The 12457-nt window shown below is 36.1% G+C and carries 11 protein-coding genes; 3 read left to right on the top strand and 8 right to left on the bottom strand.

The genetic code is table 11. From position 1 onward, the window contains the following. Positions 1 to 593: 593 nt before the first annotated feature. From perR to bcp, 3 genes are all read right to left on the bottom strand, one after another. On the bottom strand, positions 594 to 1052 hold the full coding sequence (perR, locus tag APS80_RS08365) for a peroxide-responsive transcriptional repressor PerR (RefSeq protein ID WP_059107823.1): 459 nt from the start codon (positions 1050 to 1052) through the stop codon (positions 594 to 596). 94 nt (positions 1053 to 1146) lie between these two features. Continuing rightward, complete coding sequence (locus tag APS80_RS08360) at positions 1147 to 2097, bottom strand: NAD(P)-dependent oxidoreductase (protein WP_059107822.1); 951 nt, start codon at positions 2095 to 2097, stop codon at positions 1147 to 1149. Positions 2098 to 2102: 5 nt separating this feature from the next. After that, positions 2103 to 2558 (bottom strand): thioredoxin-dependent thiol peroxidase, encoded by a 456-nt coding sequence (bcp, locus tag APS80_RS08355; protein WP_059107821.1) that lies wholly within the window; start codon positions 2556 to 2558, stop codon positions 2103 to 2105. Positions 2559 to 2641: 83 nt separating this feature from the next. Here bcp and APS80_RS08350 point away from each other — a divergent pair, with 83 nt between their 5' ends. Both APS80_RS08350 and APS80_RS08345 read left to right on the top strand, forming a co-directional pair. Next, positions 2642 to 3931, top strand: coding sequence for a glutamate-1-semialdehyde 2,1-aminomutase (locus APS80_RS08350; RefSeq protein ID WP_059107820.1), 1290 nt, complete (start codon positions 2642 to 2644; stop codon positions 3929 to 3931). 73 nt (positions 3932 to 4004) lie between these two features. Continuing rightward, the gene (locus APS80_RS08345; RefSeq protein WP_059107819.1) at positions 4005 to 5099 is read left to right on the top strand and encodes an FUSC family protein; all 1095 of its coding nucleotides are present in this window, start codon (positions 4005 to 4007) and stop codon (positions 5097 to 5099) included. Positions 5100 to 5227: 128 nt separating this feature from the next. On the opposite strand, the gene APS80_RS08340 is transcribed toward APS80_RS08345, so the two are convergent. The 3 genes from APS80_RS08340 to mutY form a co-directional block, all read right to left on the bottom strand. Further along, a complete protein-coding gene (locus APS80_RS08340) occupies positions 5228 to 6964 on the bottom strand; it encodes an ABC transporter ATP-binding protein (protein WP_059107818.1) in 1737 nt (578 codons plus the stop codon). A 188-nt stretch (positions 6965 to 7152) separates the two neighbouring features. Further along, complete coding sequence (ntdP, locus tag APS80_RS08335) at positions 7153 to 7695, bottom strand: nucleoside tri-diphosphate phosphatase (RefSeq protein WP_059107817.1); 543 nt, start codon at positions 7693 to 7695, stop codon at positions 7153 to 7155. A gap of 52 nt (positions 7696 to 7747) precedes the next feature. After that, positions 7748 to 8809 (bottom strand): A/G-specific adenine glycosylase, encoded by a 1062-nt coding sequence (mutY, locus tag APS80_RS08330; protein ID WP_059107816.1) that lies wholly within the window; start codon positions 8807 to 8809, stop codon positions 7748 to 7750. A 107-nt stretch (positions 8810 to 8916) separates the two neighbouring features. Between mutY and APS80_RS08325 the strand changes: the two genes are divergently transcribed. Continuing rightward, a complete protein-coding gene (locus APS80_RS08325) occupies positions 8917 to 9894 on the top strand; it encodes a metal-dependent hydrolase (protein ID WP_059107815.1) in 978 nt (325 codons plus the stop codon). 118 nt (positions 9895 to 10012) lie between these two features. On the opposite strand, the gene APS80_RS08320 is transcribed toward APS80_RS08325, so the two are convergent. Both APS80_RS08320 and APS80_RS08315 read right to left on the bottom strand, forming a co-directional pair. After that, entirely contained in the window at positions 10013 to 10906 is an 894-nt protein-coding gene (locus APS80_RS08320) for a hypothetical protein (protein ID WP_059107814.1), read from the bottom strand. 9 nt (positions 10907 to 10915) lie between these two features. Then, positions 10916 to 12448, bottom strand: coding sequence for an ATP-binding cassette domain-containing protein (locus APS80_RS08315; protein WP_059107813.1), 1533 nt, complete (start codon positions 12446 to 12448; stop codon positions 10916 to 10918). Between the last annotated feature and the right edge of the window lie 9 nt (positions 12449 to 12457).

The raw sequence follows: 12457 nt of genomic DNA, 5'->3' as shown, positions 1-12457 counted from the left end.
CTCATATTTGCTAAATGTGTTTCTTCAACACTTGTTCAATCAACGATTGAATCGTTGTTTATTGGAATTAACGTTGACATATTGTCATTCAGTTTTCAATGTTCATTTTATCGCTTTACAATAATTAATAATATCATTAATTTATTGTTAAGTCAACAGCGAATTTTAAGTTAATTTTAAGAATTTGTTTGTGTTCTTAACTCAACATTTAATATTCTATAATAATCTTTACATATTAACAAGTGCCAAATTTACACTCTGTTAATAATGTGTTTTATAGATGCCGTCTCGTTTAAGCGACTTTTTTATAATACCAAGTATATGTAGTTTCGTCAACATTTATCTACCCCTTTTTTGATTTAAAATTACTCATAACATGTCGGTTTATCTCAAAGGTGTACATAACGTAAATGAAATGTAAATATGCGAAGGAAAAGCGTACCTTACTTTCATCTCAACTAGTTAATTGTTCTCCCCTATTCAATCATCGCATATTGATCCTCTAATTCTAAAATTAGCTAAATAAAAAGACTCACCTCCAACCAGAGGCAAGTCTTTCATGTTTCTTGTATACATATGTCTATCTTAAATGATTAGTTGTTTTGTTTCTTCTCTTGGCATTCTTTGCATATACCATATACTTCCATACGGTGATGCGTAACATTAAATTCGGTTACATGCTGTGCGAGTTGTTCTACTTCATCTAATTGTGGGTAATGAAAATCAACTATTTTACCACACTCTTCACAGATGACATGATAGTGATTATGAGTGCTGTAATCAAAGCGGCTAGATGAATCACCATATGTGAGTTCTTTGATGATACCTATGTCTTTGAACACACGTAAATTATTATATATCGTCGCCACACTGATATTTGGAAAATCAGGAGATAGTGCTTGATATATTTCATCAGCTGTGGGATGTGTATCAGTTGTAATCATAAATTTTAATATCGCTTGGCGTTGTGGCGTTATTCTAATACCTGCATTTCTCAAAGATGCGATAGAGTGTTCTAATTGATGTTCGACTGTTTCCATCTCTGCGCTCATTTTCCATCACTGTCTTTCTATTTGATAATAATTATTACTTAATATTAATATAACTTCTACAGGTATTTTCTGTCAAACATAACTTGATTTTCTGCTAGTATCCTTGCGTAGGATTAACTTCATTCTCAATTAATTCGTTCTTATTGAGAAAATGAGACAAATTGCGCTTAAACATATCTGTCGCTTCTTGATTATTTTCTTTTCCATTACCAGTAATATGGGCTGTGATTACTACGTTATCTAAGCTATATAATGGGTTATCTTCCGTTAAAGGTTCATTTTCAAAAACATCTAAATAAGCTTGTCTAATCACTTTATCTTTCAATACTTCAACCAAAACATTTTCCTCAACGACAGTACCTCTGCCTACATTAATAAATAATGCATCATCTTTCATTACTTCGAAATGCTTTCTTTGAAGTAAATGAATCGTATCTCTTGTTTCTGGTAACGTATTGATGACAATGTCAGCTTGAGGTAAAACATCTGTGAGCGCGTCCAATTTATAAGCCTCGTCTATTTCATCTGCATCATGACCACTCGTATTAATGCCTAATACTTTAACATCAAATGCATGTAATAGATAAGCTGTACGGCGAGCAATCTCTCCTGTACCTAAAATAAGTGCTGTTTTACCCATTAGACGAGTCCCAGTTATTTTTGAATCGTATACTTTATTCAATTGATTGATATGAGAGGTTTTCATATTCTTATAATCATCTAAAATATAAGCGATATTAAATTCTGCCATCTGCTTAGCATGGATACCTTTACCATTCGTTAAACGTATACCATTATTTTCTATATAGTCTAATGGAAGATTATTCACACCTGTCGCAAACCATGCGATCCATTTCAACTCAGGACATGACGCTAAAAACGCCTCATCTAAATCTCCATCATAGCCAAAAAGAATATCGACAGAGGCTTTATCCGTTTCGTCGATCTCTCCTACGCCTGAAGTAAATTTAAATTCTACATCGGGAAAAGCTGAGATTAAATCTTGTTGCTGACTTTTTAAAGGTTTTAAACTGATTGCTTTCATGCTCATCACCCCAATATTTCTTTCAATTGTGAGATTTGTTCTTTCACTTTCACTTTTTCAATGACGTCGATAATTTGACCATTTTCATCAATAATAAAAGTTGTTCTTACAATACCGTAATTCGTTTTACCGAAATTTTTCTTAAGTTGATAGACACCCGTATCTTTTGAAAGTTGATAATCTTCATCTACAAGTAAGTCGAAGTTCAAATCAAGTTTTTGTTTAAAATTTTGGTGTTTACGTTGTGAATCGCCACTAATGCCGTATACAGCAACATCTAAATCATTGAATAATTCAATATTATCACGGAAATCACATGCTTCTGTCGTACAAGTCGGCGTATTATCTCTAGGATAGAAATACAGAATCGCTTTTCTACCTTTTAAGGTTTCATTAGAAATGGTTTCTCCATCTTGATTGATTAATGAAAACGCTGGAAATTGCTCTCCTTTTTGTAACATATCCTCACCTGTTTCTTCTTATTAATGTTTATTTTATGATACGATAATAGGCGAAGATAATAAATTAAAAGAGGTTGATAACTATGAATTTTAGTGAAAGTGAAAGACTTCAACAATATTCAGATGAATACATTCTAGGCGGCGTCAACTCTCCGTCTCGTTCATATAAAGCTGTCGACGGCGGTGCACCCGTCGTCATGCGTGAAGGTAAAGGCGCTTATTTATACGATGTAGATGGTAATAAATACATTGACTATCTACAGGCTTATGGTCCTGTCATTACCGGTCAAGCTCATCCACACATTACAAAAGCAATCCAAGAACAAGCTGCAAAAGGTGTATTATATGGTACACCTACAGAACTTGAAATTGATTTTGCGAAAAAATTACGGGAAGCCATCCCTTCACTCGAAAAAATCCGCTTCGTAAACTCTGGTACAGAAGCTGTAATGACAACGATTCGTGTGGCTCGTGCATATACAAAACGCAACAAAATCATCAAATTTGCAGGTCAATATCATGGCCACTCAGATTTAGTATTAGTTGCAGCTGGTAGCGGCCCTTCACAACTAGGTTCTCCAGACTCTGCAGGTGTTCCGCAAAGCGTCGCACAAGAAGTGATTACTGTTCCATATAATGATATCGATGCTTATAAAGAAGCAATTGATTATTGGGGTGACGACATTGCATGTGTACTCGTCGAACCTATCGTCGGTAACTTTGGTATGGTTGAACCAAAACCAGGTTTCCTTGAAGCCATCAACGAAATCACACACGATAATGGAAGTCTAGTGATTTACGACGAAGTGATCACTGCATTTAGATTCCACTATGGTGCAGCACAGGATTTATATAAAGTATACCCTGACCTTACTGCATTCGGTAAAATTGTCGGCGGTGGTCTTCCAATTGGTGGTTACGGCGGTAAACAAGATATCATGGAACAAGTCGCACCACTTGGACCAGCATACCAAGCAGGAACAATGGCGGGTAACCCACTCTCTATGAAAGCGGGTATTGCCTTATTAGAAGTACTTGAACAAGATGGTGTTTATGAAAAATTAGACCAACTTGGTAAACGATTAGAAGATGGGTTAAATGAACTCATTGATAAACACAACATCACAGCAACAATCAACCGCGTCTATGGTGCGATGACCCTCTACTTTACAGATGAAAAAGTCACAAACTATGAACAAGCTGAAAACTCAGACGGTGAAGCTTTTGCGAAATTCTTCAAACTCATGCTAAATCAAGGCATCAACTTAGCACCGTCTAAATTCGAAGCTTGGTTCTTAACAACCGAACATACCGAAGAAGACATTGATGAAACATTAAGAGCTGCGGATTACGCATTTAGTCAAATGAAATAAAGTTGATTTTTATACTCAATCGTTGTATAACAATAATGATATATAAATTAATAATATATGAGGAGCTATTGCTTTGAAGTTAGGCGCTAGAATACTGAAAACAGGTATCGCAATTATTCTTGCACTCTTTATTGCTTCTTTTTTACCTGATTCTGCTGGACTTAAGGCGATTGCAGGTGTCAGTGCGGTCGTAGCGATGCAACCGAGTGTGTACCGTTCCATCAAGACCGTTTCCGACCAAGCAATCGGTAACGTTATCGGCTTACTATTAGCAGTCGGTATGGTGACAGTTTTTGGTAACCATCTCGTCATTATGGGCGTCACAGTCATCTTGCTCATCGCAATCTTGTTTAGATTCAATCTTGCACATGTTGCAACGTTAGCTAGTGTGACAGCGCTCATTGTTATGGGGCAAAATACCGGTAACTTCTATACAGCTGCTTTCTTTCGATTTGTGCTTGTTATGATTGGTGTCTTTAGTTCTTCTATTGTGAACTTTTTATTTTTACCACCTAAGTTTGAATCTAAGTTATACAATAATTCATTGAATATCTGTTCAGATATCTTTGTGTGGTTTAAATTAGTACTAAATGACGCTTCAGAATATCAAAATATCAAAGAAGATAGAGGCTATATTAATGAGCGTATCAAAAAATTAGAGCAAATCTTAGGGTATTATGAAGAAGAACAACCATTATTAAAACGTAATGTATTTGCGCAAAATCGTAAAAAAGTGCTACTTAAAGAAGTCGTCTTAAGTACACGAAAAGCTTATGAAGTACTCAAACGGATGAATCGTTATCAAAATGATCTTCATAGTATTAACAATCATTTACTACTACAGATTAAACTTGAAATCGATAGCTTAACAAGCTTTCATGAACAAATTTTCCTTAGTTTATCTCGTAAAGCAAAATTCGATACACGACAACTGGAAAATCAAATTGAATATCCTCAAAAGAAAGAACTCATCGACGCTTTCTTTGCCGATATACAACGAGATCCTTACCAAACTGAGTATTCATACGCAAACATCATTCAAATCATTGCTGCAATCGAGGAATATCGTTATACGTTAGAACATCTTGAACGTATTGAAATGAGTTTCTTCTCATATCACAATAAAGATGACGATATTGATATTCTTAAAGAAGATTTAGATCTTTAATCTACAATGATGAATGATGTCTCTATCATCTTTACAATTTGAAAACGCGTAACCAAATGAAAAAACAGGTATGACACAACAATTAAATGTAGTGCCGTACCTGTTTTTTTATGATTTATTATCGTCTCTTACAAGTTTTGGATATTAAATAAATGTGCATATTGACCGTTGCGATCTAATAACTCTTGATGCGTACCTGTTTCTACGATTTGTCCGTTTTCCATCACTACAATTTTATCAGCGTGTGTGATGGTAGATAATCTGTGCGCTACAATTAGTGTCGTACGATCTTCGCTCAACACATTAAGTGCATCTTGGATAATCGCTTCACTTTCAAGGTCTAACGCACTTGTCGCTTCATCCAATATAATAATCGGTGGATTGTTAAGGAAAATACGGGCAATGGAAATACGTTGTTTTTGTCCACCTGACAATTTCACACCGTTTTCCCCTACTTCAGTTTCAAAGCCATGTGGTAATTCTTGTATAAAATCATAAGCGTTTGCCATTTTAGCAGCTTGTACAATTTCTTCATCTGTCGCATCTGGCTTACCAAGTAGAATATTTTCACGTATCGTATCGGAGAATAAGATATTATCTTGTTGAACTAAGCCGATTTGACTACGTAAACTACCCGTTAAGAAATCTTTGATTGGATGTTGATCTATCGTGATCGAACCTTTCGTCGTATCGTAAAAGCGTGGAATCAAGTTGATTAATGTTGATTTTCCGCCCCCACTCATGCCGACGAAGGCCACCGTTTCACCTTGATGGACATCTAAATTAATATCCCGTAAGATCATATCTTCATCTTCATTATATTTGAAATAAACGTGATCTAAACTGATGTCACCTTGTTGAATCGCAATCGGTTGTGCGCCTTTTTTATTTTTAATGTCGTAATCTTCATCAAATAATTGGAACACTCGGTCCATAGAGGCGAAGCTTTGTGTAAGTGTTGTAAATGATGACACTAAGCGACGTAATGGACTGAATAATTGTTCGAGATAACCAACAAAGGCTGCGAGTGTACCTACAGTGATAGAACCGTTGATTGCAAGGAAACCGCCAATACCGATGACAATCAGTGGCCCGATATCTGTCACGGTATTCACTGCTGCAAAGGCATAAGCATTCCATCTCGTATGTTTGAATGCGCGATCTAAGAAATGTTGGTTATGTGCATCAAAATTTTCTGCTTCATTTTCTTCAATCGCAAAGCTTTTAACGACGGACATACCTTGCACGCGTTCTGTTAAGAAACCTTGAACTTCTGCTAAAGCTTGTGAACGTTTACGCGTTAATTTTCGCAAACGGCCAAAGAAGAAATAAACGGTAATGATATAGAATGGGAAGATAAACATTGCTGCCAACGTGAGTTTCACATCTAGGAAGAACATGATTGTAAGCGCGAGTACAATCGTGACGCAGTCCAACCAGATGTTCATCAGTCCGGTTAAAATGAAATCCTTCGTTTGTTCTACATCATTGATCACACGAGAGATGACTTGACCAGCTTGATTATTCGCATAAAATCGAGCACTTAATGCTTGTAAGTGGTTATATAAGTGTCGTCTAATATCGTACAGTATCTTATTACTTGTCCACTGTGCTAAATATTGTCTAATGAATTCAATCGGTGGTCTAATAACAACAAAAATGAATATCGCGATCCCTAATGCAATTGCGAGTCTGAGCATTTTTTGTTGTGTATCAATCTCACCATTATTAATCACATCATCAATGACGTATTTAATTAATAGTGGGATTAACATCGGGATACCAAATTTGATAATACCTACAATGATTGTAATTATAATTCGCCATTTATAAGGTTTAACAAACCTTAAATATCGTCTAATCATAAATGACATTACCCCTCTTCGTGTTAGCAAATGAAACAGCCTAGCCTCGTGAATCTTTACGAACTAGGCTGCAGTGAGCACGAGTTTCTATTATGTTTACTGTGCTTACTCATCATATGGTGAGTATCATACTGTTACTATTCGACTCATATCATACCCAATATTTCACATTAACACATGAGATATGCTCAATAACTTCTAACTTTTTTATAGCGTTCACGCCATACTTTAATAAAATCAGGTGCAAAAGGCCCTTTTTTCTGTTCTATCCACTGTTGTAACGTATCAACATTGCGTCGTAAGATTAAGTCGATATCTTTAGGATAATTCATCTGTTTCATATGTTGTTCGTATTCATCTTCATCTAACAAATGATATTTACCATTTGGATATACTTTAATATCTAAATCATAATCTATATATTTTAATGCTTCTTCATCACATGCAAACGGTGAAGATAAATTACAATAGTAATAAATGCCATCATCTCTGAACATGCAGATGACATTAAACCAATACTCTGAATGAAAATAGACGATTGCGGGTTCTCTTGTAATCCAAGTTCGACCATCACTTTCTGTTACTAATGTGTGATCGTTACCGCCTATAATTACATGATCCGTACCTTTTAATATTGTTGTTTCAGACCATACACGATGTATATTCCCATCGTGTTTATAACTTTGTATTTTTATTGTCTGGCCTTCTTTAGGTATGGATTCTTTTACCATGCTCCACACCACCTTATCTTTTTAATTACCATACAAATTATAACATACCTCATTATGATTTCCCGAATGAATCACTTGAACAAATGAACTGATAAATCTTAGACATGCTCACTGGTAAGTTATAGTGTTCTTTATCATCAAGGTTCATCCATGTCATATGTTCAGGAAGTTCAATTTGCGAACTATCAATCACAGGTGAAGTTTCGAACACCTCTATATTCCAAGTTAAATGTGTAAACTGATGTTTTAACTGGTAACTCGGTGTTTCTTTGATATGTATCGGTTGATGCAATAAGGTTTCGAATGGAAGTTCCGCTCCTTCTTCAAACATCGGAAATTCCCACATACCATGTAATAATTTTTGTTGTCGTCGTTCAATGAGCAATTCACCTTTCTCATTTTGCACTAAATACACACGTTGATTCACTGTTTTTTTCTTCACCTTAGTCGTTTTTACAGGTAGTTCTGCCACGGTGCCTTCCGCAAAGGCTTCACAGTTTTCTTGAACCGGGCAAAATAAGCATAATGGTGATTTCGGTGTACATACCAATGCGCCGAGTTCCATCATTGCTTGGTTAAACGTGCCCGCTTCTTCTTGGACATAAGGCTCAAGTTCTTGTTCAAATGCTTTACGAGTAGACTGCAGTTTCGTATCTCGAGTGTCATTATTTAAACGAGACCATACGCGGAATACATTACCATCCACTGTCGCTAGCGGTTGGTCGAATGCAATGCTCATCACGGCTGCTTGGGTATAGGGGCCAACACCTTTAAGTGCTTTAAATTGTTCGGGATCATTAGGCACTTCGTCATTATAACTTTCGTGAACTTCTTGTACTGCTGTGTGAAAGTTGCGCGCTCGGCTATAATAACCTAAACCTTCCCAGTATTTTAAAACCTCATCTTCATCCGCTTCACTTAAATATTTAATCGTTGGGAATCGTTCAATGAAACGATGATAGTAGTCAATCACGGTCTTAACTTGTGTTTGTTGTAACATGACTTCACTCAGCCATATATAGTATGGATTCGATGTTTCTCTCCACGGCATTTCTCGCTGATTTTCTTTAAACCAATTTACAATATTTGGCTTAAAACTCGCTTCATTATACATCTGTCGTTAGGTTCCTCCTCATATCTAAAATTTCCCATTTCTCCGTTTGCTATGTTATATTTTAACTATTCATAAACATAAACATCCACACGAAATGAGTGAACGCTATGGATACAGCTACGCATATCGTTATGGGTATTGGGCTGACTGCGCTCGCGACGCAAGATCCTGCGATGTCTGGCTCATTTGCAGCGACAGCGACAACGTTAATTGCGGGATCGTTAATCCCAGATAGTGATACGGTATTGAAACTGAAAGATAACGCAACTTATATTGCGAATCATCGTGGTATCACCCATTCAATTCCATTTACTATTCTCTGGCCATTACTCATAAGCTTAGTTATTTTTACTTTCTTTAATAGTGTAGATATTACACATGTCTGGATGTGGGCTCAACTTGCAGTCTTTCTCCATGTCTTTGTTGATATCTTTAATTCCTATGGTACACAGGCTTTACGGCCAATTACAAATAAGTGGATTCAGCTCAGTGTCATCAACACATTTGATCCTATCATTTTTGTCTTATTGTGTATTGGCATTTTGCTTTGGGTGCTGGGCGTCCATCCATTTCTCGCATTCTTCCCTATCATAGGTATACTCATCATTTATTATATTTTAAGATTTCGCATGCAAGCGTTTATCAAGCGTAAGGCTGTTAAATTAATACAAGCAGAACAACATCCAGTCAAAGTTTTCGTAGCACCGACGATGAAATTTATGGAATGGCGCGTAGGTATACAAACTGAAAATTATGATTATGTAGGTCGTAGCTACGGTGGCAATATCGTCTTTAGTGACAAGGTTGAACGCCAACCTTTCCCTAGTGATGATCTCATGCAATATGTACAGAATGATAAAAACATCAGAACATTTTTAAACTTTTCTTCTGTATACCGTTGGCAAAAAACAGATCTTGATGACGGTACCACAGAAATCCGACTCATCGATTTACGTTATCTGAAAAATGGCCATTATTCTTTCGTAGCCATCGCCCATCTTGATGAAGAAAACAATATCGATCACTCTTACATTGGTTGGGTCTTTAGTGAAGAAAAATTACAGCGTAAATTATACGCACAATAATACACATAATAAAAGCACTATATGAGGTTGAGACAAGATGAACGTCTCAGCCTTTTATAGTGCTTTTTTCATTATTTATTAATAGGATAACCGCCTATGAAACGGTCACCTATTTGAATCAGTTTTTGTTTTGATCACTATTGGTTTCGTCAGTTGTTTGTGTTGTTGCATCTCTATGTGCTTCGTCTTCCTCTATCACTGTCGCTTCAGTTTGCTTTGTTTCTTCTGTAGAAACCGTGGCGAATCGTGGTTCAACTTCGTATTTTTTATATACCACATAACGTGTTAAACCGTAATTAATCACAAATCCAATCGCAAAGATGAAAATAAAGTAAAGATGATAAGGAATATTCGTTAAGCTTACAACACCTAATACAACAGATTGTGCCATACCATCAACGAGATAAAATACTGGATTGATCATGAGTAGATGCGTCACGAGTGAATCATAAGATGTCGGTATGTACCAAATTGGTAGCAATATAAAAATCACTACTGACAAGATGAAATAGATGATATCTACTTTGTTACTCACCAATGTAAACTGCCCTAAAATTGTTGAGCTTAAAATAATAAAGATGACTGACATGAGCATAAAGAACAACACAGCAAGGACTGAACTTTCTATGTTTAATGGGGTCGCAACAATATATATGATTTCCATGATGCCTAACAATACACTATAAATGATTGCCACGAGCACATTATGCACCACGGGCGTTAAACTCAATTGTCGATTATACCAATAATCTTCTTCGAATAATTTATATCCTCGATAAATGGCGAACCACACGAACATAAATGAAGTAAATGCACTTAATCTATAATACCAACGCGCTTGATTGAGATCTGGCGTACCTTTTACATGAAAGCTCACCATTAACGCAATCAGTAATATAGCACTAATTAAAACTGGTAATATAAACCATTTCCACTCATGTTTCACCCGATGTATTGCATGATGCCATAGATGTGGTAAATGTTTATAAAAATCTACGATACTATCTATCATTTTTCACACCTACAATTCAATATAAATCCATTTTTTATTTTTCATATCTGCCATGAGATAACCGCTGTCTGTTTTGACCATCCATGAATTACTGTTAATATCGTATTTTTTCTTAAGCTCATCTTTTTTCGTCATTGGATAGACAAACCCAGCCAAGTTATTTTTATCATTAAATAGCATATCAATCGGTTGTTGTGTAATCGGTACGACAAAACGTTGGTCTTTATCATTTTCAGGAACAAGCGTGTCTGTTACCTCATTGTGCGATTTGTGTAATTGACTGTTGAAGTAATCTACAAAGTTAATATAATTATTCTTCATATAAGGTGCCAAGGTTTGCATTTGATGCTTTTCGTATAACCCAGCAGGGTCAAAGTAACGCACGTTATTTTTAGCAATCTTGTAATCTTTGCCATCGACTTGGACACGATAATTCTTCGTATTTTCACCTGTGATCGTATACAGTGCATATTTTTTAGATGATAACGTTTGATCAGAGCCGATGCGTTGTAATTTTTCTTTGTTCAAAGCAATGCCGTAAGCTAGTGTTTCTTCAAACGGATTTTGTTGTTGATCCTGGATTTTATTTTGGTCAATATTCTGAGCTATATCTAATCTGCCTACGTTGTTAAAGACCAGTACCAACATGAGGACGGCTCCGAGTACAAATACAAGCAACAGACCCCAGAAACGGTATAATATCGCAGGTGGTTTTTGATGTTGATAACGTTCTACCCGTTTAAAGTTGTTAGCAAGTTCTGGAATACGGTTTCTGCTTTGTTTCCAATCTAGGTCAAAGTTTGCTTCATCTTCTTCGGTTTGGATAGATAAGCGATCTTTCTCATGCTCTCTAAACATTGGAAGCACTTCTTTTAATTGCCCTTCCATTCTTAACTGTCCATGTGAAATCCAAGCAATATAGTTAGATACTTGTTCTATTCGATCAACATCGTCATCAATGAAGACGAGTGTTTGATTATTTTCTATGTATTGTTTCGCAAAAGGAATCATCGCTTCAAATTGCGTGTCTGAGAGATGTTGGATAATGTGATTAAAGATAATAATACTTGCTTCAGATAACTGTGCTAACACAAAGGATAACTGCGCATACTGTTCGTCAGTTAATCGTTGTACCGGTGTTTCAGTATCATCTGATAACTGTGCTTGATCAATAACCGATTGAACGATTTCTGCAGGATTATCATTGCGTGGGAACAGTGAAACCACATTATTGATATAATCATACACGCTATCACGTTGATAAACTTTATCTTCTATATCAGCGAAGAAAATATCTCTTTTTCGAACGACACGTCCTTTATCTGGTTTGATTTCTTCTGCCAACAATCGCCCGATCAGTGATTTGGAAGAGTCGGGTTCACCAATAACGCCGAGTGATTCGCCTTGATAGATATGGAGTTGAATATTATTGAGCTCGATATTGTCAGCATCATATCCGTAAGGTGCGTACCACTTTCTGGCATTGTTATTTCTATAATATTGCGTTACATTCAGTAACTTTAAAATGATTGAACTGCCCATTTTTATTTC

This window comes from Staphylococcus auricularis, assembly GCF_001500315.1.
GTDB classification, from domain to species: domain Bacteria; phylum Bacillota; class Bacilli; order Staphylococcales; family Staphylococcaceae; genus Staphylococcus; species Staphylococcus auricularis.
Note: the sequence above shows the minus strand (reverse complement) of the source record. Positions and strands in the feature narration are given on the sequence as shown.